The following is a 25,455-nucleotide window of genomic DNA, read 5'->3' as shown; positions in this document are numbered from 1 at the left end:
CAGTGAAGCGAAGCGTGTTATGAAATTTATTGTTAAGCCACATCCAGAGATTTTTGTTAAAAGTGATTCAGTGCGTAAGCGTTTTATCAAAATTCTTGAGTCTAATTTACGCATCATCTTAAAGCGCCAGTCAGAGTCTGTTAGCGTTTATAACCGCCGTTTTTCATTGGAAATTAATGAACCTGATGAGTCAAAGCGCGATATGATTTTAGCGACTCTGACGCAGACGCCTGGTATTCACCATACCCTTGAAGTACAGCAAACGGAATTTACTGATCTTCATGATGTTTATGAACAAACTTTAGCACTTGTTGGCCCAGAGCTGGAAGGTAAAACGTTCTGTGTCCGTGCTAAGCGTGTTGGTAAGCACGATTTTACTTCAATTGAAGCTGAGCGCTATGTCGGTGGTGGTCTTAATCAAGCTATCGAGTCTGCAAAAGTAAGACTGAAAAAGCCTGAAGTGACAGTTAATATTGAAATTGAACATAATCTATTGAACCTTGTATTATTCCGCCATAAAGGTTTAGGTGGTTTCCCGCTAGGTACACAAGAAGATGTATTAAGTTTAATTTCTGGTGGTTTTGATTCTGGTGTTTCAAGCTACTTGCATATCAAACGCGGTAGTAAAGTCCATTACTGTTTCTTTAATTTAGGTGGTCCTGCACACGAGATCGGTGTTAAGCAGGTTGCGCATTATATTTGGAACAAGTTTGGTTCTTCAGCAAAAGTTAAATTTATCGCGATTGATTTTGAACCTGTTGTTGGTGAGATTTTAGAGAAAGTCGACGATGGTCAGATGGGCGTTATCCTTAAGCGTATGTTTATGCGTGCTGCGGGTAAAGTTGCTGATAAATTCGGTATCGAAGCATTGGTAACGGGTGAAGCGCTAGGTCAGGTTTCAAGCCAAACATTAACTAACCTTCGTCATATTGACGGCGTAACAGATAGCCTAATTCTTCGCCCACTGATTAACTGGGATAAAGAAGACATCATCAATGTTGCACGTGAAATCGGTACTGAAGACTTTGCGAAAACTATGCCTGAGTTCTGTGGCGTGATTTCTAAGAGCCCAACAGTGAAAGCGGTCAAAGCAAAGCTTGAAATTGAAGAAGATAAATTTGATTTCTCTATTCTTGATCGTGTTGTTGATGAGGCGCGTGTGATGGATATTCGTGACATCGAAAAACAAAGCCAAGAACAAGCCCCTGAAGTTGAATTAGTTGAGCAGGTAGCAGGTGACGCAATTGTACTTGATATTCGTAGCCCAGATGAAGAAGATGAAAGTCCATTAGAGCTTGAAGGTATCGAAGTTAAGCACTTACCTTTCTATAAGCTAGCAACGCAGTTTGGTGACTTACCGCAGGATAAGACATACCTTCTGTACTGTGATCGTGGTGTGATGAGCCGCCTACAAGCGCTGTACTTAAAAGAGAATGGTTTCGAGAACGTAAAAGTTTACCGTCCTTTATAATCGCTATCGCTTTGTCTAAATAAAAGAAGCCTCGCAATTGCGAGGCTTTTTGTTATCTGGCGAGTTTACATTACTAAACCTTAACAGATTAAGTACGTGGTAGTACGTCATAATGCATATTCGGCCATACAACCATAGGCTCTGCAACTTCAGCCGCTTTGGCTTTATTTTCTAGTTGTGTCACTATTTCTAGCGCAAACTCTTGTGCAGTTCCGGGACCTTGACTGGTTAATAGACGTGTATTCTTATCATACACTACACGCTTAACGCGTAATTGGTGTGTGGGGATCTGATTTTGAAAAGCAGGATGGCACGTCATGATTGAATGTGGAAACAATTGATGTGAAATAAACATTACCGCAGGTGTTGCACAGATCGCGGCGATCAGTTTGCCGTCGTAATGATGCTGCTTTACAAATTCAACGACCAGTGGACTATCACGAAAATGTTCCGCGCCTTGTAAACCGCCGGGTAATACCACGCAATCAAATGGTTCATCGGCAACATTGATTAAAGGCACATCTGCTACGAGTTTGATCCCGCGAGATCCTTCTAAAATTAGTGCGCCATCTTCTGCGGTACTTGTAATCGTTACTTCAAATCCAGCCCGCTTTAAAATCGCAATCGTGTTAATAGCTTCCATTTCTTCGCTGCCAGGAGCAAGGCAAACAGCAACGCGAGGAGCAGTCGTTATTGGTTCAAGCATGATATGAGGACTCCATAGATGTAATGGTTTGCCATAACTGGGTATTCACAGGCACAGCAATATCGAATTTTTTCGCTCGGTGAATAAGATAGCCAGTAATATAGTCGATTTCTGTTTGGCGCTGATAAAAAACATCTCTATTCATCGAGGAATAATTATCAGCGGTTGCATTTATTACCGTTAGTACTTGTTGATAAAGCTCACCATTCTTTACTTTGTAGCCTTCTGCTCGCATAACGAGCGTAACTTCATTACAAATTTGGATTAATTGGGCTTGATAGTCTTCATTAGCAAGCTCACCATTAGTACATTGATGAATGGCTGTTAATGGATTAATTGCACAATTAATGGCGAGTTTCTTCCATAATGGCTCCATGATGTCCTCTTGCCAATAGCACGGTGATAACGCTTGATTAAACACTTCGCTAAGAACGTTATAGCCAGACTGAGTAGATGATAATGATCCAATAAATGTTTGCCCATTGCCTGTGTGTTGTAATTTTTCGTCAGCTTTTAAGGCCGCCTGTGATGTCGTAGCATAAAAAACACAGTGATTAGGAAAGAGGGTTTTAACTGCTTCATGACTACCTATGCCGTTGTGCATGATCACGATAAGGCAAGAATCAGGGATCTGTTTAATGATTGGCGCTAATGCGACTTCCACCTGAAAGGATTTAACAGTAACAAGCAGTAAGTCACTTTGTGATAGATGCTCAACGCTATTAGCAGTAAAGAGAAGAGGGTGGGTATTACCATTCAGATCTTGGTAATTAACCGAATATTCTGAGTCAGGAGAGCGAGTCCAAACTTGGACATCATGTTGTTGCTGTTTTAATGCAACAGCCCAAAGAGAACCTATGGCTCCTGCGCCTAATACTGTGATTTTCACGTTTAAATCCATTATTCGCTATCTTTTGATAGATAGTAACATTGTTGGTAAATCACAGGATCAAAAAAGGCGCTATGAAAGCGCCTTTTATATCTTTTACAAGTAAGATTAGAACTTGTATGAAAGACTGAAGTATTGAGCAACACCAGATGATTTAAATGCATCTGAATCTTTGATGCCATATACGTTATGGTAAGCTTTAAGGCCGTAACCAACAGCAAAACGCTCTGAGTGCCAGTAAAGGCCGTTAAACATAGCACCACCATTACTTGCTGATGCATACTTATCTTTCATACCAAATTGGTAATCAATGTAACCTTGGTAAGACAGGAAGCTACCGTTTGCAAATGTGTAGAAAGGTTTAAACCAGTTAGTCGACACTTGGTAACCGTTCCAGTCTTTCTTATTCATGTCGTATAGAGAGTATACGTTGAAGCCTACTTTACCAAACCATGGAACATTAATATCTGAGCCAAGACCAACGAAGTAGTTATTCACACTGTTTGGGCCTGTATTACCGCTCCAGTTCATCAGAGTAGCAACATAAACTTCTTGAACTGGACCAAATGAAAGATCTTTGCCTGTTAGAGCATCTAGAGAGATACGCGGAGCAAATTTCATGAACATTTTGTCATCAGAACCTGATTTATCTTGGCTATCAGAGTTAGTTAAGTTGAATACATCAACATAGCCATACAAATCAAAAATTCCCGAGCGACCACCAAATTCCATCTCAAGATAGTCATGACCAGTATGCGCATCATTTGAGCGAGGTAGTTCTTTGTACGCGTACATCAGATTAAATTGCATCCACTTGTAATCGTTTTTGTGGATGTCATCAGAGTAGTCGGCTGCATTTGCTAATGAAGGTAAAGCTGTTGCTGCTAAAACGCTTAATGCTACTAGTGATTTGCGCATGTTTTTATCTCGCTATGATGGTCTATAGATCGGGATTTTGGCCGCCCCGTTTTTCTGGCGCTGATTCTAGTGCTTTACGTCGCGTTTGGGAATGTAACGTTTGCGCAAACCTTTGCCTTTTGTGATCTAGATCGGGTGAAATCGATTACATTTACATTAAAAACGTGATGAATCTGAATTTATTTTGCGATTTAAATGAACTTTTTTTGACTTTAATACTCTGAGGCGATTTTTTGGGTGGCAAAAATTTGTAATTTACATGGAAGAGGTAAGTTAAGGCTTCTGTTTTCAACAGAAACCTTACTTATTATAGGCGAGATTATTTCTCTTCCAACGTATCAGTTGTTGCTGGAAGGGTTAAAGCATCATTCTTAGCAACGAGTTTGATTAAAAATAATACTGGAATACCTATCAATGCGGTGGTGAGGAAAAAGATGTTATAGCCGAAATGGTCGACATAAACGCCAGAGAATCCCGCAATAAATTTCGGGAAAAGTAGCATAATAGAGCTAAATAATGCGTACTGGGTTGCAGAGAAAGCCACATTGGTTAGGCTAGACATAAAGGTGATGAAAGCAGCGGTTGCAATACCTGCACCTAAATTATCAGCTGAAATGACTAAAGTTAACATCTCGAGGTTATTACCAATATAGGTAAATACCATAAACAACAGATTGGTAATTGCGGATAATAAAGCGCCTAAGGCAAGAATACGTAAGGTGCCAAATTTACTGACAAGAATACCGCCTAAACCAGCGCCCACTAAGGTCATGATCACCCCAAAGACTTTTGATATAGACGCGACTTCATTTTTAGTAAAGCCCATGTCAACATAAAACGCATTAGACATTACGCCCATCACCACATCAGAAATGCGATAACAACTAATGAGTAATAAGATCAGTAGTGCGTTTTTACCATAGCGCTGAAAGAAGTCTTGGAAAGGCATGACGACAGCGGTATAAAACCACGCAGCGAGTCTTGCTTGTTTTTTACCTATCCCTTTTTGCTGTAATTTTTGTTGGTAGTCATGTTCGATCTTTTGAATTGATGAGCTGTCGATCTTTGGCTCTTTAACAAATAGGGTGGTGATCACGCCAATTGACATCATACCAGCCATGATAAAGTAAGCGGCTTTCCAGCCTGCAGGATCATAACCACTATCAGAGCCAAACCACGCAGCAAAAGCCAGTGCGCCAGCACCTGCCATGATCATCGCTAATCGATAGCCTGCCATATAGGTTGCAGATAATGCGGCTTGTAAACGCACGGTAGCAAGCTCAATACGAAATGCATCAATGACGATATCTTGTGTCGCAGAAGCAAAGGCGACAACAATCGCAAATAAGGCAAATTGAAGAAGATCTGTTTGTGGGTTGCTGGTCGCCATGCCACATAGCGATAAAATAATGATCAGCTGCGAAAATAACATCCAGCCACGACGTCGACCAAATAATCGAGAAAAAATGGGTAAAGGAAAACGGTCAACAAGTGGTGACCATGCCCATTTGAAGCCATAAGCAAGGGCTACCCAACTGAAAAAACCGATACTGGTTCGGCTAACATCTGCTTCTCGTAACCAGAATGAAAGGGTGCCAAAGACTAATAAAATAGGTAAGCCGGAGGAGAACCCTAGCGCGAACATGATCAGTGCTTTGGGGTTTAAATACACACGCCAACCGGTGGTATTATTTTGTTGTATGGCTTTGTCCATATTTTCCTCGTAACACAAGTATCGACACTTGATACTTAGCAAAGTATAAAACTGTTATTTTTCTTTATAAATCAGATCTTAGCAGCAATAAGCTCAGTGTGCATTGCTTCATTATCAATTCGACAACAACTTGTGCTGTTAATTCATAAACCGTAAAAGTTGGTTGATATTTGAGGGTAATTATTTAAGGACGCTGGATCTGTGTTAGTTCAGGACAAGGGGCAAGATTGAGCAAGTAATAAGCGTGATTGGTGATTTTTTGTTGAATATAAATGTTGCCTAGCAATTGGTAATCTTCGAGTTGTACAACATATTGAAGTAATAGCCAAAAAGCGGCTTCATAATCATCGATTGGGTCTTTATCAGCGATATTCATGTCCCACCACTGAGCAAGACATTCATGGGCATCATTTTTTAGATGATAAAAAGGAACATCACCCTCAATAGTTGCAATAGTAGACACCGCAAAAGAAGGGGCTTGATCAAAAATAAACTGCTGAATTCGTTTGTTTTGACGATGAGAAACAGACGGTTGATAGATAGGTGTGATCATATACGTCACCTGTACTTGATTGCGCACAGGTGACGTAATCAATTTATTTAATAACTTTCATTGATTCAATGATTATAGGCTGCTGAGGTACATCTTGCATGCCCGTTGCACGATTTGAACCTGTTGGAATTTTTGCCATATCTTGTACAACAGAAAAACCTTTAACCACTTTACCAAATACCGCATAACCTGGGTTATTACCTGCGGCATTTAAAAATGCATTGTCTTTATAGTTAATAAAGAATTGGTTAGTCGCAGAATTTGGATTTTGCGTACGTGCCATTGCAACAGTCGCGGTATCGTTTTTCAATCCATTACTTGCTTCGTTTTTAATCTGAGCATGAGTTGGACGTTTTACCATGTCTTTATCAAAACCACCGCCTTGAGCCATAAAGCCTGGGATAACACGATGGAAAATCGTTCCGTTGTAGTTGCCTTCTTCAACATAGCGTAAGAAGTTTTTACTACTAATCGGGGCTTTTTCTTCATTTAGCTGAATAGTAAAATCCCCTAAATTTGTTGTCACTAATACCTGTGTTGCAGCACTGACAGGTAAAGCGATAAGTAAGCATAGCGCAAGTAAAAAACGTGACATTAAACATTCTCCGTTAAGTATTGATGCAATTCGCCGTCTTTGGCGATCTCTTTAAGCACTGAATTCATCATTTTCTCTAAGCTTTGTGCGATTTCTTCGCGCGTCACTTTAAAAGGTGCCTGCTTGGTAGTACGAGCAGAATATTTTTTACTAAAAGTACCTTTTGGTGTCGTTACAACGAGTTCAATTTGAAGTTGGCTATTAATATCATGTTTAACTAGGCCTTGGGTCACGTTGACTAAGGCTTGCTGAATATTTATAGCAATATTTGACGTTGAAGCAGTGTTTACAGTAATCCCTTCACTGGCAAATTGTTTTGTTAATGCTGCTTGAAAGGTTGATGCAATATTACCTTCAGGTTGAAACTCTTCAACATTGGTCGCACCACTATCAATGATGGCGATATAGTTATGATTACGATCATCTTTGCTTGATAGTTGTACTGCAAGCTGTGATGTTGCTTGCTGTGCTAAAACTGGCGTTAATGTTAAAGCGAGTGGTGGTTGCGCAGGACGGCTTGCACATGCGCTTAGTAATAATGCTGCGGCAATCACAATATATTTTTTCATGCTCTCCATTTCCTTGTATTCGTTGTTTAAATATAAACGAAAAATCAATGTTGTATTAAATATCACAAGCAATAAATTAACGTCATAAACACGTTAGATTATTTTGACGATTGCAAAACCACAAATTTATTACTTTGGCCGATAAGTTTTACATTACCAAAGACACGTTTTAGCTTTTCATGGTAACCCAATTGCCTATTCCCGATCACGATCAGATCGCCACCTTGACGCAATACTCGTTGTGCATCGCAGAACATTTGCCAAGCAATATGATCAGTAACGGTATTTTGCTGATGGAAAGGAGGATTACATAAGACTAAGTCAGCGCTATCAAGTGGGAAGTTATCTAAGCAGTTAGCTGTTACTACTTGTAATTGTTTAGGATTTTCTAAGTTTAAATCTGCATTTTCACGGCATGATGCAGTCGCCATGAAACTTTCATCGACACAAACAACGTTAGCTTGTGGGTTTAATTGTGCAGCTTTAATACCTATCACCCCATTACCACAACCAAGATCAATAATATCTATATACTTCTGGTCTTGTGGAATGAAATCTAACAGTAAACGACCACCAATATCTAAGCTATCACTAGAAAATACGTTGGCGTGGTTAGTGATTGTTAACTTATGCTCAGGCACATCCCATTGTGTAGGGCGGGGTAGGGGCTTTGCTAAGTTAGGATTGGTTTTACAAAATATTAATCGTGCTTTTTTAACGGCTAGTGATGTTTTGGTCTCACCTAAAAACTTTTCAAATAGCTTTAAGGTAGAAGAATGAATCTCTTTTACTTTACCTGCCGCAATAATGGTGCAATCAGCAGGAAGTAAGTGACATAATTGTTGTAATTGCCAGCTTAATAACCGATTGTTTTTAGGCTGCTTTAACAAAACTAACTGAGGGTTGTTAGGCAATTTTGAAAGACAATCAACAATATTAATCGTTGGTAATTGGTTGTTTTCTAAGTTAGCAATAAATGCCTGTTTAGAGACAAAAGAATCCGTCACACTTGTTACAGGTGCTTGATTTGAAAACCAGCAACTTAATGCGCCAAAGCTATCGTTCATGATAAGAATTGGACGTTCAGGGTCGAGTTCCAGATCTTGGCAATAATTGATCAGGTACTCATCGCCAGCATCCCATGCTTGCAGAGTTTCATTTTTCCTTACTGGAAAACGAGTTAGCGATAGAGTGCGTTGGTGTAAGGTTAGCTCTGGTTTCATTGCGGATAACTTTCAGGTATGTTTACAAAATAGTCGGCTATTTTCGCAGAACACCACGCGAGTGCAAAGGAAATACGACATTAAAATAACAATAAAGTCGAGAAGGTATGGCAATAAGTCGCGATATTGCGAGCGGAGGTAAATATGATTCAACAACGTATCGAACATAAACTTCATGATGCGTTTGCACCAAAGCATTTAGAAGTGCTTAATGAAAGTTATATGCATAATGTTCCCCCAGGCTCTGAGAGTCACTTTAAAGTTGTCGTTGTGAGTGCTCAATTTGATGATCAGCGTTTAATCGCAAGACACCGCGCTATTAATAGCGTATTGGCCGATGAATTGGCAAATGATATTCATGCTTTAGCGATTCACACTTATACTGAATCAGAGTGGTCTGAGTTAATGGCAGCACCTGCATCACCATCTTGTCGTGGTGGCTCACAAATTGGATAATTACTGAAATAAATTAAATAAAAGGTCGTTGTTATAACGGCCTTTTTTATTATTTGTCGGTAATATAAAACTGAGTGCAAATCCATAAACAGCATATAAATTTGTTAAAAATTAGCGGTACGGTCAGTGTTTAATCGTATTTATGGCTGATGATTTAAATAACACTCATTTGTTAACCTTATGTATTAATTTGATTATCTCAATAAAAGTGATAATGACATTTTTGTTAAAATCTGACCTTAAAAAAAATGCAAGGTCGAATGGTGTTATTTTTAATAAATGTGCGCTTTGTCAAACTTATTGAGTTGTTGAACTATTGCACTCCAATTTTTGCTTGGTTTTCAGTCGGAATCGCGTGTATTGGCATAGAAAAAACAACGCGGTTAATGGTAGAATCGCCGCCTTGAAAAACTACTCGCCGATAATGATTGTGGTGATGTGGTTAACTAGATGTTGCGGTATTGGTTCTTTGCGAGTGAAATTCACTTGTAGACCGATTTCGAACTATGAAAAGTCGTGTCTTAATTGCGCAATAGAAAATTCTTTTTTCCCTTTAATGTAGTGCAAGTGCGTATGATTACAATAAAAAAGGGTTTGGATATCCCAATTTCAGGGACTCCTACCCAGGCGATACATGATGGTAATGCCATCTCTAAAGTCGCCTTGCTTGGCGAAGAATATGTTGGTATGCGTCCTACAATGCATGCTCGCGTAGGGGATGTAGTGAAAAAAGGTCAGATTCTTTTTGAAGATAAAAAGAATCCTGGCGTTAAGTTCACTGCTCCAGCTAGTGGCAAGGTAGCGGAAATTAACCGTGGTGCTAAACGCGTTCTTCAATCTGTAGTAATTGATGTCGAAGGCGATGAGCAAATCACATTTAACAAGTATGAGTCAGCTCAACTTGCTCAACTAGATCGTGCAGTTGTTGTCGATCAATTGGTTGAGTCAGGTATGTGGACTGCGCTTCGTACGCGTCCATTTAGCAAAGTTCCAGCTGTTGGTTCTGAGTCTCAAGCTATTTTTGTGACGGCTATGGATACCAATCCATTGGCTGCGAATCCAGAAGTTATCATCAATGAACAAAGTGATGCTTTCATTGCAGGTTTGACGGTTCTTTCTCGTCTAACTAGCGGTAAAGTTTTCGTTTGTAAGTCTGGTGCTAGTCTTCCGCGTTCATCTGAAGCAAATGTTGAAGAGCACGTATTTAACGGTCCGCACCCTGCGGGTCTTGTTGGTACGCACATTCACATGCTTTATGGTGCAGATGCAAATCACATTGCTTGGGGTATTAATTACCAAGACGTTATTGCGTTCGGTAAGTTATTCCTAACAGGTGAGCTATACACAGATCGCGTTGTTTCTCTTGCAGGCCCTGTTGTTAATAAGCCGCGTCTAGTGCGTACTCGCATTGGTGCTTCTCTTGAGCAACTGACTGATTCAGAAATGATGCCAGGTCAACTACGTGTTCTTTCTGGTTCAGTGCTTAACGGCTTGAAAGCAGAAGGTCCACATGCATACCTAGGTCGCTATCACCTACAAGTGTCAGCGTTACGTGAAGGCTATGAAAAAGAATTCATGGGCTGGATTGTACCTGGTAAAAACAAATTTTCTGTAACTCGCACATTCTTAAGCCAGTTCTTCCCTGGTCAGTTGTTCAACATGACAACAACAACGAATGGTTCTGAGCGTTCAATGGTACCTATCGGTAATTACGAAAAAGTAATGCCACTAGATATCGAGCCGACATTACTGCTTCGTGATCTATGTGCTGGTGATTCAGACAGCGCGCAACAACTTGGTGCATTAGAACTAGATGAAGAAGATCTAGCACTATGTACATTTGTTTGCCCTGGTAAGTATGAGTTTGGTCCTTTGCTACGTGAGTGCTTGGACAAAATTGAGAAGGAAGGGTAATTCATGGGTCTCAAGAATTTCCTCGAAGATATTGAACATCACTTTGAACCAGGTGGTAAGCATGAACGTTGGTTTGCGCTATATGAAGCGTTTGCAACTATCATGTACACACCAGGTCAAGTAACGCGTACTTCTGCACACGTTCGTGACAGCATCGACCTTAAGCGCCTGATGATCATGGTTTGGCTTGCGGTCTTCCCAGCAATGTTCTGGGGTATGTACAACGTCGGTGATCAAGCTATTGCTGGCCTTAATCACCTATACACAGCAGACAAGCTAACAGCAATTATTGCTGCAGATTGGCATTACTGGTTTACTCAAATGCTAGGCGGAACATTATCCGTTGATGCAGGTTGGGGCAGTAAGATGCTGCTTGGTGCAACCTATTTCCTACCTATCTACGCAGTAGTATTTGCTGTGGGTGGTTTCTGGGAAGTGTTGTTCTGTATGGTGCGTAAGCATGAAGTTAACGAAGGTTTCTTTGTAACTTCTATTCTTTTCGCCTTGATCGTTCCACCTACATTACCGCTTTGGCAGGCAGCACTAGGTATTACCTTTGGTGTTGTAGTCGCAAAAGAAATTTTTGGTGGCACTGGTCGTAACTTCCTTAACCCTGCACTTGCAGGTCGTGCGTTCCTATTCTTCGCATACCCAGCTCAGATCTCTGGTGATCTAGTTTGGACTGCGGCGGATGGTTTCTCTGGTGCGACTCCGCTAAGTCAGTGGGCTCAAGGTGGTGAAGCAGGTGTTGTTAACACTATCACTGGTCAAACAATTACTTGGATGGACGCGTTCATCGGTCATATCCCAGGTTCTATTGGTGAAGTATCAACACTAGCTATCCTTATCGGTGGTGCATTCATCGTTGTTATGGGTATTGCTTCATGGCGTATTATTGCCGGTACGATGATCGGTATGATTGCAGCAGCAACGCTATTTAATATCATTGGTTCTGATACGAACCCAATGTTCAGCATGCCTTGGCAGTGGCACCTAGTACTAGGTGGTTTTGCATTCGGTATGATGTTCATGGCAACTGATCCTGTTTCTGCAGCGTTTACCAACAAAGCAAAATGGTGGTATGGCGCATTGATCGGTGCAATGGCTGTGATGGTTCGTGTTGTTAACCCAGCGTACCCAGAAGGCATGATGCTAGCGATCCTATTCGCTAACTTATTTGCACCTCTATTTGACAACCTAGTTGTTCAAGGCAATATCAAACGGAGACTGGCTCGCCATGGCAAGTAATAAAGATAGCATGAAAAGAACGCTGCTTTTTGTTGTTGTATTGAGCCTAGTGTGTTCAATCATCGTATCAGTAGCAGCTGTTTCATTACGCCCTAAGCAAGAAGAAAATGCGGTACTTGACGTACAACGTAATATTCTTTCTGTTGCAGGTTTGCTAACACCAACAACAAACGTTAAAGAAACATACGGTAAGTTCATCGAGCCTAAGCTTGTTAACATTAAAACCGGTACTTATGTTTCTGAAGTTGATGGTCAAACTGCGGCACAATACGACCAGCGTGCGGCTGCGAAAGATCCAACTGAATCTACTAAGCTTCCAGCGAGCGAAGATTTAGCGAAGATCATTCGTCGTGCTAACGTTGCGACTGTATATCTTGTAAAAGATGCTGCAGGTCAAACAACCAAAGTAATCTTACCTATCCACGGTAACGGTCTATGGTCAATGATGTACGCTTTTGTTGCTGTTGGTATGGACGGTAACACTGTTGACGGTATCACTTACTACGATCAAGCTGAAACTCCGGGACTGGGTGGTGAAGTTGAAAACCCAACTTGGCGTGACCAATTTGTTGGTAAGAAGTTGTACGACATGAACTTCAAGCCTGCAATTAAGATTGTTAAAGGTGGCGCGCCAGCGGGTAGCGAACATGGTGTTGACGGTCTTTCTGGTGCAACATTAACAAGTAATGGTGTACAGCACACCTTCGACTTCTGGTTTGGTGCTCAAGGCTTCGGTCCTTACCTTGCTAAGCTACGTGCAGGAGATCTGAATAATGGCTGATGCTAAAGAAATGAAAAAGATCCTATTTGGACCTTTTATTAGTAATAACCCAATCGCCCTTCAGATCCTTGGTGTATGTTCGGCGCTAGCGGTAACAACTAAGTTAGAAACAGCATTTGTTATGACAATCGCAGTAACAGTAGTAACTGCATTCTCTAACTTATTTGTTTCACTTGTACGTAATCAAATCCCTAACAGCGTGCGTATCATTGCTCAGATGGCAATTATCGCATCACTAGTAATCGTGGTAGATCAGGTACTAAAAGCGTACCTATACGATATCTCTAAGCAGCTATCTGTATTCGTTGGTCTTATCATTACTAACTGTATCGTAATGGGTCGTGCAGAAGCATACGCAATGAAATCAGCACCACTTCCATCTTTCTTAGATGGTATTGGTAACGGTTTAGGTTATGGTTTTGTTCTGATTACAGTTGCTTTCTTCCGTGAACTACTAGGTTCTGGCAAGCTATTCGGTATGCAAGTATTACCACTAACGTCTGACGGTGGTTGGTACCAGCCTAACGGTCTAATGCTGTTAGCTCCGTCTGCTTTCTTCCTAATTGGTTTCATGATCTGGGTGATTCGTACTTTCCGTCCAGAACAAGTAGAAGCGAAGGAGTAAGGGGAACATGGAACATTATCTTAGCCTATTAGTTCGTTCGATTTTTATCGAGAACATGGCATTATCCTTCTTCTTAGGTATGTGTACATTCCTTGCGGTATCTAAGAAAGTTAAGACCTCGTTTGGTCTGGGTGTTGCAGTAATCGTAGTACTTACGATTGCAGTACCTGTAAACAACCTTGTTTACACTTACTTATTGAAAGATGGTGCATTAGTTCAAGGTGTTGACCTTAGCTTCCTGAACTTTATTACTTTCATCGGTGTTATCGCAGCGTTAGTACAGATCCTAGAAATGATTCTAGATCGCTTCTTCCCGCCGCTATATAACGCACTAGGTATTTTCCTTCCGTTGATCACAGTTAACTGTGCAATCTTCGGTGGTGTATCGTTCATGGTACAGCGTGATTACAACTTTGTAGAATCTATCGTATACGGCTTCGGCTCGGGTACGGGTTGGATGCTAGCAATTGTTGCACTTGCAGGTATTCGTGAAAAGATGAAATATTCAGATGTACCGGCAGGTCTTCGTGGTCTAGGTATTACCTTTATCACCGTAGGTTTGATGGCGTTAGGCTTCATGTCTTTCTCTGGCGTACAGCTGTAATCAGGATAAGTAAGGAATATCAATGGATATTATTCTTCTTGGCGTAGTCATGTTCACCTTGATTATCCTGGCTCTAGTTTTAGTAATTCTATTTGCTAAATCTAAGCTAGTACCAACAGGTGACATCACTATTTCAGTAAACGGCGATCCAGAGAAAGCGATCACCACAGGTGCAGGTGGCAAGCTACTAAGTGCTCTAGCGGGTAACGGTATCTTCGTATCATCAGCATGTGGTGGCGGTGGCTCTTGTGGTCAGTGTCGTGTAAAAGTTAAATCTGGCGGCGGCGATATTCTGCCAACAGAATTAGATCACATCACCAAAGGTGAAGCACGTGAAGGCGAGCGTCTTGCGTGTCAGGTAAACGTGAAGTCTGATATGGACATCGAATTACCTGAAGAAATTTTTGGTGTGAAGAAGTGGGAATGTTCTGTTATCTCTAACGATAACAAAGCGACCTTCATCAAAGAGCTTAAGCTACAAATTCCAGATGGCGAATCAGTACCTTTCCGTGCTGGTGGTTACATCCAGATTGAAGCACCTGCTCACCACATTAAGTACTCTGACTTTGATGTTCCAGAAGAGTACCGTGAAGACTGGGATAAGTTTAACCTATTCCGTTACGAGTCTAAGGTTGATGAAGATATCATCCGTGCTTACTCAATGGCGAACTACCCTGAAGAGTTCGGTATTATTATGCTAAACGTGCGTATTGCTACGCCGCCGCCTAATAATCCAGATGTTGCTCCAGGTCAAATGTCATCATTCATTTGGTCACTTAAAGAAGGTGACAAGTGTACGATTTCAGGTCCATTTGGTGAGTTCTTCGCAAAAGATACTGACAATGAGATGGTATTTGTGGGCGGTGGTGCTGGTATGGCTCCAATGCGTTCTCACATCTTTGACCAACTTAAGCGTCTACACTCTAAGCGTAAGATGTCTTACTGGTACGGTGCACGTTCTAAGCGCGAAATGTTCTACGTTGAAGATTTCGATATGCTTGCTGCTGAAAACGATAACTTCGTATGGCACTGTGCATTGTCTGATCCACAACCAGAAGATAACTGGGATGGTTACACTGGCTTCATTCATAACGTGCTTTACGAAAACTACTTACGTGATCACGAAGCACCTGAAGACTGTGAATACTACATGTGTGGTCCACCAATGATGAACGCGGCTGTTATCAGCATGCTTAAAGATCTTGGTGTAGAAGATGAAAACATCCTACTTGATGATTTCGGTGGCTAATCAATAGCCCTTCTATCACAATTAAATTGGCTGGCCAGTTAATGGTCAGCCTTTTTTCTTATTAATCTTTTATAAACCTATTTTTTATTGTGGTTATTTATCAATAGTGATTAAGTGATCAGACTAAAAAACAACATGAACGATGGAGTATGAAGTGAAGCGTTTCCTGCTGTGTAGTACGTTGGTGTTATCAACGTTAATGTTGTTGACTGGCTGTGGTGATAGTCGTCAACAGATTGATATTAATGGGCAAACAATGGGGACTTACTATTCAGTAAAACTCATTAAGCAAGAGGGATTACCAAGCCCAGAAGTTATCCAAAAAGAAATTGATAAGCGTTTAGAGCTTGTTAATGATCAAATGTCGACTTATCGTCCTGATTCTGAATTAAGCCAATTTAACCAGCAACAATCTTCTCAACCTTTTGAGGTTTCTGCGGCAACTGCAAAAGTAATTTCTGAAGCATTACGTATTTCTAAGCTAAGTAATGGGGCTTATGATGTGACGGTGGGTCCATTGGTAAACTTGTGGAGTTTTGGTCCTGAAGCTCGCCCAGAATCTACCCCTACAGATAAAGAGATTGCGACTCGAAAAGCTGAAATTGGTTATCAACATTTAGCGGTATTATCGGGTAATAAATTAGTGAAAGATCTGCCTAACCTGTATGTTGACCTTTCATCTATCGCAAAAGGGTATGGTGTTGATGTCGTTGCTGATTATTTAAAAGATGATCTGCATGTTAAAGATTTCATGGTTGATGTCGGCGGTGAAGTTCGCTTACAAGGAAAGAACCGTTCTGATGTGCCATGGCGTATTGCGATTGAAAAACCTGTTGCAAGTGAGCGTGCGGTACAAGATATAATTCAAGCTGGCGATATGGCAATAGCGACATCGGGTGATTATCGTAATTACTTTGAAGAAGATGGAGTGCGTTATTCTCACTTGATCAATCCTCAAACCGGTAAGCCAATTGCTAACCATGTTGTGTCGGTTACAGTTATTGCACCATCTTGCATGACGGCAGATGCATACGCGACGACTTTTTCTGTTATGGGGGAAGAAGAGTCTATTGCATTAGCTAATAAAGAGAAGTTACCTGTAATGTTGATTGTAAAGACCAAAGATGGCTTCGTTGAATATAAGTCAGATACGTTTGAGCAATACGTTGTTAAAAAATAAATGAGGTAGTCATGGTTATTTACTTAGTCACATTTTCTGTTTTCTTATTAGTGATTGTCGCAATGGCAGTTGGCTATATCTTCCAGCGTAAAACCGTGAGTGGCAGTTGTGGAGGATTAGACGGTATTGGTATTGCAAAAGAATGTGATTGCCCTGAGCCGTGTGATGCGCGTAAAAAGCGTGAAGCCCGTGCTGCTCGTGCAGCTGAGTGGAAAAAGAATCAAATTATCTAACTGTCTTTGAGCAAGAATGATGAAAGAAAAGCCTGAGTTAACTCAGGCTTTTTTATTTTTAATCGCTAACTAATTTATTCCGACCATTTTGTTTCGCGGCGTAGAGATTATCATCTGCTTGTTTTATTAAATTCTCTAATGACTCTAAACCGGTTGTTGCACCAATACTAATGGTAATGCTGATTTGTTGATCTAGGTAGGGGATAGTAATTGATTCAATGCGCTTTCGAATCAGATCCAAGGTTGATAAGAAGCTGGGGAAATGACCGCAATGCTGAATGCAGAACTCTTCTCCGCCAAAGCGAGCAACAATCGATTCTGGAAAATGAGCATCAATGATTTTACTGATACTAATGAGCACGGCATCGCCACCATCATGACCATATGTATCATTTACTTTTTTGAAAAAATCGATATCAATCATCGCTATATTTAACGATTCATTTTCAGTTTGACAGCAGTTATGAGTGAAGAAGTAACGACGATTCCAAAGCCCTGTTAATGCATCTTGGTTTGCCATACGATACAACTTATCTGAGGTATCTTTCATATTTAGAATATGATGAATTCGGCAGTTAAACTCTTCTTGATTAAAGGGTTTATAGAGAAAATCGTTGGCACCTGCTTTTAGAAACTGCGCCGTCATCGTGCTGTCGTCACTACCAGATAAACCCAACACCGCCATTTCATTTCTGCTGTATTCTCGTCTGATTTCACGGGTCATGGTAATGCCGTCTTTTTCTGGCATATCGTTATCGGTAATAACTAAGCTTATATCTGGATTATCGTCAATGATTTGTAGCGCTTCATTACCGTCAGAGGCTTCATATACAGTGAGGTTCTGTTTTTCTAATAAATGACTGACATGATTTCGTACCATGTCAGAATCATCAACGACGAGTGCTTTATGCTCTAAGTTAGCTTCTAGACGAAGTAACAGTGGTACAAGGTAGGCAACGGAAGCTGCACTATCTTTAAGTAAATAATCTAAAACACCTTTGGCAAGAACTTTTTCGCGGATAGTTTCATTAAATTGGGCAGTTAAAACGATCGATTTGACCTTGTGGTCTAATACGAGATCGATGATTTCACCATCTTGACCATCCGGAAGGCAATAATCGAGTACAGCACAAAGATAACGTTCTGGGTCGGCTAATAATTTTTTAGCTTGTGATAGGTTTTCGGCAAAAATAGCCTTGAAGCCAGCTTGTTTCAATTGGTCATCAAGATAGTGACGAAATGCGCGGCTATCTTCGACAACAAGTACTTGATGTTGCAAAGTTAACTCCTTTTAGCAATACGCATAATATATTAGGTGTATATTGATATATATAACATTAGATGTAATGGGTTGATTATCAAATATTTTATTAGGTTTTATTTTTGTGATCTTGTTGGTGAAATATCAAACTTAATTTGTATTCCTTCTTAGATAAATATTTTTAATTTTCCAACTATTGTAATTCATCGTTATAATGGCTGTATGTATAAACAGTAACTACGAGTGGCTTTGGTGGCGAATATAACGAAACAAATAGCAGGCCAAAGGAAAATTATCCACGTCGATATGGATTGCTTTTATGCTGCCGTCGAGATGAGAGACGATCCAGCTTTGCGCGATATCCCTATAGCGATCAGTGGGCGCTCTACGCGAGGCGTCGTCAGTACTTGTAATTACTTAGCCCGTAAATATGGTATTCATTCTGCAATGCCAACGGCTCATGCTTTAAAATTATGCCCACACTTAACCTTAGTGCCAGGCAGAATGCAGGTTTATCGTGAAGTATCCCAACAAATACGCGCTATCTTTGAACGCTATACCGATAAAATTGAACCGTTATCATTAGATGAAGCGTATTTAGATGTGTCTGATTGCGAAATGCTTCATGGCTCTGCGACTTTAATTGCTCAAGATATTCGTCGTGCAATTGAAGATGAGTTACAACTCACCGCTTCTGCAGGTGTGGCTCCGGTGAAGTTTATTGCCAAAGTTGCTTCAGATCTGAATAAGCCTAATGGCCAATATGTGGTAACACCTGAAGATGTAGATAGCTTTGTTGCTGAACTAAAATTAGAAAAAATACCTGGGGTAGGAAAGGTAACTATCCAAAAACTTCATGAGAAAGGCCTGTATGTAGGTCGTGATGTACAAAATTATGATCGCCATTTATTGCTACAGCAATTTGGTAAATTTGGGCAATCATTATGGTCTCGAGCACATGGTATTGATGAGCGTGAAGTGATTGTTGAACGACAACGAAAGTCGGTTGGGGTAGAGCGTACTTTTAGTCAAAATATTTCAAGTTTTGAGCAATGTTGGCAAGTGGTTGATCAGTTATATCCTGAGCTTGAGCAACGATTACGTAAAGTACGGCCTGAGTTAGATATTGCCAAGCAAGGTATAAAGTTAAAATTTGCAGATTTTCAACAAACTACGGTTGAGCATATTTACCCTAAATTAGATAAAGCGCAATTTATCGATTTATTAAAAGAAGCGATGACCCGACAAAATTCTCGTGAGATACGCCTAATAGGCTTAAGTGTTGGGTTAGAGGTTGGTTTAAAAGCGCAACAGCTTTCTTTTGGTTTTTGATTAGATGAAAACTGAATCTACTCTGTTAACGCATTTATTACAGTACATATAAAAACGGGCTTAACATGAGATCACGTTAAGCCCGTTTTTGTTATTCCGTTAGTTTATTTTTTAACAGGAATATTTTTAAGTACTGCAATCATTTGATCCCAGAACATTTGAACAGTATCAATTTTCACTTTCTCATCAGGTGAGTGTGGGAACTTGATGGTAGGACCAAATGATAACATGTCCATTTCAGGGTACGGTTCTTTAAATAAGCCGCACTCAAGACCTGCGTGGATCACCATGATGTTGGGTTTATTACCATACATCTCTTGGTACATGTCACGGAATACGTGCATGATTTCAGAATCGGCGTCTGGTTTCCAACCCGGATATGTACCAGAAAACTCACATTGTGCGCCTGCTAAGGTTGCTAATGATTGAAGCATGCTTTCTACATAGCTACGACCAGAGTCAGTTAAAGAGCGTACTAAGCAAAGTACGATCACTTTATCGTTTTCAGTCGTGATAACACCCATATTTAGAGAGGTTTCAACAACGCCCTCAATGTCATCACTCATACGGATAACACCGTTAGGGCAGACGTTTAGTACATTGATTAGACGTGTTTGATCTGACATTACCATCACATCTGCTGGCAGTTCAGTCGTCTCTGTAAATAAATTGATATCAGTTTCAACATGACCAAGCTCAGCACTTAGTAACGCTTGGTAATGAGTAAATAATGAATTTAGTTGATCAACATGTTTAGCTGGTAGGGTAACAATCGCAGATGCTTCACGTGGAATTGCATTACGTAGGCTACCACCTGTGAAGTTGTTAATACGTAAGCCTAGCTCGTCTGCGTGACCGACTAAAAAGCGAGCCAGTAATTTGTTTGCATTACCACGGCCAGTATGAATGTCACAACCAGAGTGACCGCCTTTTAAGCCCTTTAGGACTAGTTTAATTGCTTGGTGATCAGCAGGTGTTGCTTCACGCTTTATATCCAGTGTGATTGCGCCGTCTACACCGCCAGCACAACCCATGTAGACTTCGCCTTCTTGCTCAGAGTCAGTGTTTAGTAGGATGTCACCTTCTAACCAACCTTCTTTAAGACCAAAAGCGCCTGTCATGCCTGCTTCTTCATCAATAGTAAGTAGTACTTCTAATGGGCCATGTTCGATATCTTTAGCTGCCAGTACCGCAAGACAACTTGCCATACCCATACCGTTATCAGCACCTAATGTTGTGCCTTTTGCTGTTACCCACTCGCCGTCAATGAAAGGTTGAATAGGATCGGTTGTGAAGTCGTGTACTGTTTCTTCATTTTTTTGTGGAACCATGTCGATGTGCGCTTGAAGTACCACACCTTTACGGTTTTCCATGCCTGCTGTTGCTGGCTTTTTAATGATCACGTTACCGATTTCATCACGGCAAACGTCTAAGCCTTCTTTTTTTGCAAATTCAACAATGAATTGTGCTAATTGTTCTTCATATTTAGAAGGGTGAGGGATCGAACAAATTTGATCGAAAAATTGCCATACAGCTTTAGGAGATAGTTGACTGATTTCAGACACGGAAGCCTACCTTTATAGAATATTGGTCCAGTGGCACTTGTCAGGCTATTAGCCGCCAAATGACATATATAAGTAGCGATTTACTCTATCGCATTTTTTTTAGCATATCATTCAGACTACGGTGGAGGTAGAGAAAAAAGTAAAATCTTAAACCACGAATACGATAATGAATTAGTATTTAACGGTGCTTTACTTTTATATATTGAGTTTATTATTTCTTATATTTATTTTTTTGATCATAAATGCACATTTAACCGATCAAAATTGAAAATAAATTACGCGTAAAGTTGTTTAACAATGTTTTTTTGTGAAAAGTGTGACGAGCTTAAAAAAAATGCTTGAAAGTAAATTACGTAATGGTTATGATTTAGACAGTCTCATAAAGGTATGAGAAAACACTGTACACGTTCAGGATGAACCCGAGATATCGCCTCCATGGAACCGAGATAAGTGCGACCACGATGGTCTTTACCCTCCAAGGATTAAGCACATAGTTTTTATGTGGTTAATTTGGATTACTTATTTATAAGGTGATTTAAAATGAAAATTTTTGATTCAATTACACACTTTTGGAATAACCGCTCTGTATATACAGGTAACTTTACTTACCCTAACTACTTTGGTTACTAAGAATTTTGTTATCTAGTTGCTGACTAGTTAACTGAACAGCTTGTTCACCCCCTAACTTGAGAATACTAAATAATCGTGATCGATTATTTGCAACATTCGCCGCCGCTTCGTTTTGAAGCGGCGTTTTTTTTACCTTTAAATCGTCATAACGAGTTAGCACACATCGTGATGTGATCCTTAGAAACGTTTTATTGCTGTAGATCTCATAAATATAAAATAGATGAAATATATTAATTTGGCATATTTTTGCTAATGTATTGATTTTATATTGCTAATTATCTGTTCTTAAAAGTCAAAAAAACAAAATTAAATTTATTAGTCTTAGTTTTGTGCATTTACTCGATATTTTCTGGAAATTGATAGATCTGATGTTTATAATCGCGCTCGAATTGAAGACGCAAACGTTTTCTTTTGCTTAATACTAACGTGTCAATCTCCAAGGAACTGAGAAACATGCTTGAGAAGTTATTTAAACTAAAGGAACACGGCACGAATGTGCGAACGGAGTTGCTTGCTGGCTTAACGACATTCCTGACCATGGCTTACATCATTTTTGTAAACCCTACTATGCTAGCCAATACGGGAATGGATAAAGGTGCAGTATTTGTTGCGACCTGTTTAGCAGCAATGATCGGCTGTTTTGTGATGGGATTTTTTGCTAACTATCCTGTCGCACAAGCACCAGGCATGGGGTTGAATGCCTTCTTTACTTATACCGTTGTGCTAGGCATGGGGTATACATGGCAAGTCGCGTTAGCCGCTGTTTTCTTATCAGGCTTGTGCTTTATTGTATTAAGTTTATTAAAAGTACGGGAATGGATCATTAACTCCATACCGTTGGCGCTACGAACCGGGATTTCTGCAGGTATTGGTTTATTCCTTGCTTTCATTGCATTACAGAGCTCAGGCATTGTAGTGGATAATCCTGCGACGTTAGTACAAGTAGGCGATTTAACCAGTTTCCCTGTTGTAATGGCGGCACTCGGTTTCTTTCTAACAATAGCGCTTGTTCACCGTGGCTTTAAAGCCGCAGTATTAATTGCAATCTTAATTGTTACAGGGGTGAGTATTGCATTTGGTGAAGTGACTTATGGCGGCATTATGTCAATGCCACCAAGCATTGCACCAACTTTCATGCAATTAGATTTTTCGGGTGCAATGGAAGTTGGCCTGATTTCAATTGTGTTTGCTTTCTTATTTGTCGATTTATTTGATACCGCAGGTACGCTTGTCGGTGTTGCTACAAAAGCAAACTTAATCGGTGAGGATGGCAAGTTGCCACGCTTAAATCGCGCGTTACTTGCCGATAGTACAGCAACCTCTGTTGGTGCCTTATTGGGTACATCGAATACCACTTCTTTTGTCGAGAGTGTGTCCGGTGTCGCAGTCGGAGGTCGTACCGGTCTTACTGCGGTAACGGTTGGTGTATTATTCTTACTCGCTCTATTTTTTGCTCCATTAGCTGGCATGGTACCTGCCTACGCAACGGCAGGCGCATTATTCTACGTCGCGATTTTAATGATGTCGGGGTTGGTGGCAATTGACTGGCGCGATCTAACAGAAGCTGCACCTGTTGTTGTAGTTTGTTTGTTGATGCCTTTAACTTATTCTATCGCTGAAGGTATCGGCCTTGGTTTCATCACTTATGCTGCGGTTAAAGCTATGAGTGGTAAGGGACGTGATGTAAATATCAGTGTTTGGGTTATTTCAGCATTGTTCCTAGCAAAAATAATTTTCCTTTAAGTTTTAGATTTCATAAAGCTTTATCTATTTATGGCGATTTAACATCGTTGATCCAGAGGTTCTTTATCTATGAGTAATAAATTCATCATCACTTGGGATAACATGCAAACTTACACCCGTCAGCTAGCTGAAAAGTTGCTACCAGCTGAGCAGTGGACAGGTATTATTGCTGTTAGCCGTGGCGGTCTTGTTCCTGCTGCTATTTTGGCGCGTGAACTGGGTATTCGTCATGTAGATACCGTATGTATCTCAAGCTACGATCATGATCACCAGCGTGATATGCGTGTGATCAAGAAAGCAGAAGGTGATGGTGAAGGCTTTATTATTGTTGATGATTTAGTCGATACGGGCGGTACAGCTGAAAAAATTCGTGAACTGTACCCACGTGGTAAATTTGTAACAGTATGCGCAAAGCCTGCTGGTCAACATTTAGTTGATGATTATGTTGTTGATATTCCACAAGATACGTGGATTGAACAACCATGGGATATGGCGGTTACTTTTGTCGATCCAATCGCTAAAAAATAAGTAGCTTAATCTCTTACAGTCTAGAGTAGTGCTACTCGCTACTGTAAACTAAGATTGTTTTTAAAGACGCCATAAAGGCGTCTTTTTTTTGCGTTAAATCGACATCTACAACCCGTTTTGGGTATATCATCTTAACAATTATCACGCCTACGTTGGAGAGTGCTGTGTCAGAGCCATCCCCTGAGAATTTATCAGAAAAGCTATTTGCCCCGAGACCGACGTCAAAAGAAACCTCGAATTTAGTTAAAATTGCCCATGTGCGAAGTGGAAAAGTGAATAATGCACTTGATGGCGAAAGTGAAACGGGTTGGTACCGTGTTTTACGCCGTCCACAATGGATTTGGCAGGGTGTCGATCCGATAGAGCTTGAAGCGGTACTTGCTCGTATTGCGAGTGCGAAAGCTCCACGTACAAGTGAACATTTACTTGATACAGTGATTGGCTATAAGCCAGGTAACTGGACATACGAATGGTCGCAGTTGGGTGCAAACTATCAGAAGCAAGCACGTCTTTTATTAAATGAAGGTGAGAAACTTAAAGCTTCTGAGTTGTTATTAAAAGCCAGCACTCATTACAGTATTGCCGCGTATCCGTATATCAAAGGCGATCAATTAGCTGATCAAGCAGAATTGCAAGCCAATCAAAGTTATCGTGAAGCGATAGAGTTACGCCCGCATGATATGCGAACGATTAATGTCAAGTATGAAGGTAAAACCTTTGAAGCTTTTATTCATTTGCCTCGTACCGATAAACTATTACCCACAGTCATCGTTAGCGGTGGATTAGATACATTGCAATGCGATTTGTGGCGCTTATATGAAGATTATTTAGGCCCAGCAGGTTATGCGATGGTGACACTGGATATGCCATCTGTAGGTCATTGTGATCGTTGGAATTTAACTGAAGATACCAGTCGACTTCATCAAGCGCTATTACAGCAGATCCGTGATGTACCTTGGGTCGATCACCATAAAGTTGCGATGCTAGGATTACGAATGGGCGGTAATGCAGCCATTCGTTTAGGCTTTATGGAGCCAACACGTTTAAAAACTTGTATTAGTTTGGGCGGCGCGATTCATAGCGTGTTGACTCAACCTAAGCTTATTGAGCAGATACCCCGGATGTATCTTGATGTTTTAGCATCCCGAATGGGAAAAAATGGTCAATCAGAAACTAGTATCATTTCTCATCTTCCTGCATGGTCGTTAAAGCACCAAGGAATTTTAGGTCGCCGTCGTATTGATATGCCAATGCTGGGGATAAGTTTAAAAAATGATCCTGTATGCCCTGAAAGTGATAATCAGTTAATAGCATTATCCAGTTATGGTGGCAAAGCGATAACATTACCAGAAAAACCGATTCATGATGGCTACCACCGTTCATTAACGACTGTCGTTGAATGGTTAAATGAGCAGTTAGGGTAGTAAAGTAGACAATTATTTGGCTCTGGCAGTTAAATAGAGACAAA

The 25,455-nt window shown here is 40.5% G+C and carries 24 protein-coding genes; 14 read left to right on the top strand and 10 right to left on the bottom strand.

The window, feature by feature from the left end:
• Window positions 1-19 precede the first annotated feature (19 nt).
• The gene (gene thiI, locus BTO08_RS09255) at window positions 20-1,471 is read left to right on the top strand and encodes a tRNA uracil 4-sulfurtransferase ThiI (RefSeq protein ID WP_105060772.1); all 1,452 of its coding nucleotides are present in this window, start codon (window positions 20-22) and stop codon (window positions 1,469-1,471) included.
• A gap of 88 nt (window positions 1,472-1,559) precedes the next feature.
• Here thiI and BTO08_RS09250 read toward each other — a convergent pair whose 3' ends face one another.
• From BTO08_RS09250 to BTO08_RS09215, 8 genes are all read right to left on the bottom strand, one after another.
• Window positions 1,560-2,177, bottom strand: a complete 618-nt coding sequence (locus BTO08_RS09250; protein ID WP_105060771.1) for a DJ-1 family glyoxalase III — start codon at window positions 2,175-2,177, stop codon at window positions 1,560-1,562.
• Complete coding sequence (gene panE / locus BTO08_RS09245; RefSeq protein ID WP_242446249.1) at window positions 2,170-3,066, bottom strand: 2-dehydropantoate 2-reductase; 897 nt, start codon at window positions 3,064-3,066, stop codon at window positions 2,170-2,172. The genes BTO08_RS09250 and panE overlap by 8 nt, the downstream gene beginning before the upstream one ends.
• Window positions 3,067-3,174: 108 nt before the next feature.
• Complete coding sequence (locus BTO08_RS09240; RefSeq protein WP_105060769.1) at window positions 3,175-3,984, bottom strand: outer membrane protein OmpK; 810 nt, start codon at window positions 3,982-3,984, stop codon at window positions 3,175-3,177.
• Window positions 3,985-4,303: 319 nt separating this feature from the next.
• Window positions 4,304-5,698 carry an AmpG family muropeptide MFS transporter gene (locus BTO08_RS09235; RefSeq protein ID WP_105060768.1) on the bottom strand — a complete coding sequence of 465 codons (1,395 nt, stop codon included), beginning with the start codon at window positions 5,696-5,698 and terminating at the stop codon, window positions 4,304-4,306.
• A 184-nt stretch (window positions 5,699-5,882) separates the two neighbouring features.
• Window positions 5,883-6,251 (bottom strand): hypothetical protein, encoded by a 369-nt coding sequence (locus BTO08_RS09230; RefSeq protein ID WP_005370114.1) that lies wholly within the window; start codon window positions 6,249-6,251, stop codon window positions 5,883-5,885.
• Between the two features lie 43 nt (window positions 6,252-6,294).
• The gene (locus tag BTO08_RS09225) at window positions 6,295-6,846 is read right to left on the bottom strand and encodes a peptidylprolyl isomerase (RefSeq protein WP_105060767.1); all 552 of its coding nucleotides are present in this window, start codon (window positions 6,844-6,846) and stop codon (window positions 6,295-6,297) included.
• A complete protein-coding gene (locus tag BTO08_RS09220; protein ID WP_105060766.1) occupies window positions 6,846-7,415 on the bottom strand; it encodes a YajG family lipoprotein in 570 nt (189 codons plus the stop codon). The genes BTO08_RS09225 and BTO08_RS09220 overlap by 1 nt, the downstream gene beginning before the upstream one ends.
• Window positions 7,416-7,513: 98 nt before the next feature.
• Window positions 7,514-8,638, bottom strand: a complete 1,125-nt coding sequence (locus tag BTO08_RS09215; RefSeq protein WP_105060765.1) for a methyltransferase — start codon at window positions 8,636-8,638, stop codon at window positions 7,514-7,516.
• A 144-nt stretch (window positions 8,639-8,782) separates the two neighbouring features.
• Here BTO08_RS09215 and bolA point away from each other — a divergent pair, with 144 nt between their 5' ends.
• The 9 genes from bolA (at window position 8,783) to nqrM (ending at window position 16,928) form a co-directional block, all read left to right on the top strand.
• A complete protein-coding gene (bolA, locus tag BTO08_RS09210) occupies window positions 8,783-9,094 on the top strand; it encodes a transcriptional regulator BolA (RefSeq protein ID WP_105060764.1) in 312 nt (103 codons plus the stop codon).
• 573 nt (window positions 9,095-9,667) lie between these two features.
• On the top strand, window positions 9,668-11,008 hold the full coding sequence (locus BTO08_RS22330; RefSeq protein ID WP_045082851.1) for a Na(+)-translocating NADH-quinone reductase subunit A: 1,341 nt from the start codon (window positions 9,668-9,670) through the stop codon (window positions 11,006-11,008).
• A 3-nt stretch (window positions 11,009-11,011) separates the two neighbouring features.
• The gene (locus tag BTO08_RS22325; protein WP_045082802.1) at window positions 11,012-12,256 is read left to right on the top strand and encodes an NADH:ubiquinone reductase (Na(+)-transporting) subunit B; all 1,245 of its coding nucleotides are present in this window, start codon (window positions 11,012-11,014) and stop codon (window positions 12,254-12,256) included.
• Entirely contained in the window at window positions 12,246-13,037 is a 792-nt protein-coding gene (locus tag BTO08_RS09200) for a Na(+)-translocating NADH-quinone reductase subunit C (RefSeq protein ID WP_105060763.1), read from the top strand. The genes BTO08_RS22325 and BTO08_RS09200 overlap by 11 nt, the downstream gene beginning before the upstream one ends.
• The gene (locus BTO08_RS09195; protein ID WP_105060762.1) at window positions 13,030-13,662 is read left to right on the top strand and encodes an NADH:ubiquinone reductase (Na(+)-transporting) subunit D; all 633 of its coding nucleotides are present in this window, start codon (window positions 13,030-13,032) and stop codon (window positions 13,660-13,662) included. Before BTO08_RS09200 ends, BTO08_RS09195 begins: the two co-directional genes overlap by 8 nt.
• A gap of 7 nt (window positions 13,663-13,669) precedes the next feature.
• Entirely contained in the window at window positions 13,670-14,266 is a 597-nt protein-coding gene (gene nqrE / locus BTO08_RS09190) for an NADH:ubiquinone reductase (Na(+)-transporting) subunit E (protein ID WP_005370126.1), read from the top strand.
• 22 nt (window positions 14,267-14,288) lie between these two features.
• A complete protein-coding gene (gene nqrF, locus BTO08_RS09185; RefSeq protein ID WP_105060761.1) occupies window positions 14,289-15,515 on the top strand; it encodes an NADH:ubiquinone reductase (Na(+)-transporting) subunit F in 1,227 nt (408 codons plus the stop codon).
• A 154-nt stretch (window positions 15,516-15,669) separates the two neighbouring features.
• The gene (locus BTO08_RS09180; protein WP_198038429.1) at window positions 15,670-16,695 is read left to right on the top strand and encodes an FAD:protein FMN transferase; all 1,026 of its coding nucleotides are present in this window, start codon (window positions 15,670-15,672) and stop codon (window positions 16,693-16,695) included.
• Between the two features lie 11 nt (window positions 16,696-16,706).
• A complete protein-coding gene (nqrM, locus tag BTO08_RS09175; RefSeq protein ID WP_105060759.1) occupies window positions 16,707-16,928 on the top strand; it encodes a (Na+)-NQR maturation NqrM in 222 nt (73 codons plus the stop codon).
• Window positions 16,929-16,986: 58 nt separating this feature from the next.
• On the opposite strand, the gene BTO08_RS09170 is transcribed toward nqrM, so the two are convergent.
• Window positions 16,987-18,207 carry a response regulator gene (locus BTO08_RS09170; RefSeq protein WP_105060758.1) on the bottom strand — a complete coding sequence of 407 codons (1,221 nt, stop codon included), beginning with the start codon at window positions 18,205-18,207 and terminating at the stop codon, window positions 16,987-16,989.
• Between the two features lie 234 nt (window positions 18,208-18,441).
• Here BTO08_RS09170 and dinB point away from each other — a divergent pair, with 234 nt between their 5' ends.
• Window positions 18,442-19,521 (top strand): DNA polymerase IV, encoded by a 1,080-nt coding sequence (dinB, locus tag BTO08_RS09165; protein ID WP_277949262.1) that lies wholly within the window; start codon window positions 18,442-18,444, stop codon window positions 19,519-19,521.
• Window positions 19,522-19,625: 104 nt separating this feature from the next.
• Here dinB and BTO08_RS09160 read toward each other — a convergent pair whose 3' ends face one another.
• Entirely contained in the window at window positions 19,626-21,086 is a 1,461-nt protein-coding gene (locus BTO08_RS09160) for an aminoacyl-histidine dipeptidase (RefSeq protein ID WP_105060756.1), read from the bottom strand.
• A gap of 1,083 nt (window positions 21,087-22,169) precedes the next feature.
• Between BTO08_RS09160 and BTO08_RS09150 the strand changes: the two genes are divergently transcribed.
• The 3 genes from BTO08_RS09150 (at window position 22,170) to frsA (ending at window position 25,411) form a co-directional block, all read left to right on the top strand.
• A complete protein-coding gene (locus tag BTO08_RS09150) occupies window positions 22,170-23,459 on the top strand; it encodes an NCS2 family permease (RefSeq protein WP_045148009.1) in 1,290 nt (429 codons plus the stop codon).
• A 69-nt stretch (window positions 23,460-23,528) separates the two neighbouring features.
• Entirely contained in the window at window positions 23,529-23,987 is a 459-nt protein-coding gene (gene gpt / locus BTO08_RS09145) for a xanthine phosphoribosyltransferase (RefSeq protein ID WP_005370148.1), read from the top strand.
• A 164-nt stretch (window positions 23,988-24,151) separates the two neighbouring features.
• Window positions 24,152-25,411 carry an esterase FrsA gene (gene frsA, locus BTO08_RS09140; protein ID WP_105060754.1) on the top strand — a complete coding sequence of 420 codons (1,260 nt, stop codon included), beginning with the start codon at window positions 24,152-24,154 and terminating at the stop codon, window positions 25,409-25,411.
• Window positions 25,412-25,455: the final 44 nt, after the last annotated feature.

Source organism: Photobacterium angustum (genome assembly GCF_002954615.1).
In the GTDB taxonomy this organism is placed as follows: domain Bacteria; phylum Pseudomonadota; class Gammaproteobacteria; order Enterobacterales; family Vibrionaceae; genus Photobacterium; species Photobacterium angustum_A.
The sequence above is the reverse complement of the archived record's forward strand: the minus strand, read 5'-3'. Positions and strand labels throughout refer to the sequence as shown.

Bases quoted from the DNA above. Each gene is read 5' to 3' on its own strand.
- BTO08_RS09230 (WP_005370114.1), bottom strand. From the start codon at position 6,251: ATGATCACACCTATCTATCAACCGTCTGTTTCTCATCGTCAAAACAAA.
- nqrF (WP_105060761.1), top strand. From the start codon at position 14,289: ATGGATATTATTCTTCTTGGCGTAGTCATGTTCACCTTGATTATCCTG.
- BTO08_RS09240 (WP_105060769.1), bottom strand. From the start codon at position 3,984: ATGCGCAAATCACTAGTAGCATTAAGCGTTTTAGCAGCAACAGCTTTA.
- BTO08_RS09200 (WP_105060763.1), top strand. From the start codon at position 12,246: ATGGCAAGTAATAAAGATAGCATGAAAAGAACGCTGCTTTTTGTTGTT.
- BTO08_RS22325 (WP_045082802.1), top strand. From the start codon at position 11,012: ATGGGTCTCAAGAATTTCCTCGAAGATATTGAACATCACTTTGAACCA.
- BTO08_RS09220 (WP_105060766.1), bottom strand. From the start codon at position 7,415: ATGAAAAAATATATTGTGATTGCCGCAGCATTATTACTAAGCGCATGT.
- BTO08_RS22330 (WP_045082851.1), top strand. From the start codon at position 9,668: ATGATTACAATAAAAAAGGGTTTGGATATCCCAATTTCAGGGACTCCT.
- gpt (WP_005370148.1), top strand. From the start codon at position 23,529: ATGAGTAATAAATTCATCATCACTTGGGATAACATGCAAACTTACACC.
- nqrE (WP_005370126.1), top strand. From the start codon at position 13,670: ATGGAACATTATCTTAGCCTATTAGTTCGTTCGATTTTTATCGAGAAC.
- BTO08_RS09250 (WP_105060771.1), bottom strand. From the start codon at position 2,177: ATGCTTGAACCAATAACGACTGCTCCTCGCGTTGCTGTTTGCCTTGCT.
- thiI (WP_105060772.1), top strand. From the start codon at position 20: ATGAAATTTATTGTTAAGCCACATCCAGAGATTTTTGTTAAAAGTGAT.
- nqrM (WP_105060759.1), top strand. From the start codon at position 16,707: ATGGTTATTTACTTAGTCACATTTTCTGTTTTCTTATTAGTGATTGTC.
- BTO08_RS09225 (WP_105060767.1), bottom strand. From the start codon at position 6,846: ATGTCACGTTTTTTACTTGCGCTATGCTTACTTATCGCTTTACCTGTC.
- BTO08_RS09235 (WP_105060768.1), bottom strand. From the start codon at position 5,698: ATGGACAAAGCCATACAACAAAATAATACCACCGGTTGGCGTGTGTAT.
- BTO08_RS09150 (WP_045148009.1), top strand. From the start codon at position 22,170: ATGCTTGAGAAGTTATTTAAACTAAAGGAACACGGCACGAATGTGCGA.
- BTO08_RS09195 (WP_105060762.1), top strand. From the start codon at position 13,030: ATGGCTGATGCTAAAGAAATGAAAAAGATCCTATTTGGACCTTTTATT.
- bolA (WP_105060764.1), top strand. From the start codon at position 8,783: ATGATTCAACAACGTATCGAACATAAACTTCATGATGCGTTTGCACCA.
- BTO08_RS09215 (WP_105060765.1), bottom strand. From the start codon at position 8,638: ATGAAACCAGAGCTAACCTTACACCAACGCACTCTATCGCTAACTCGT.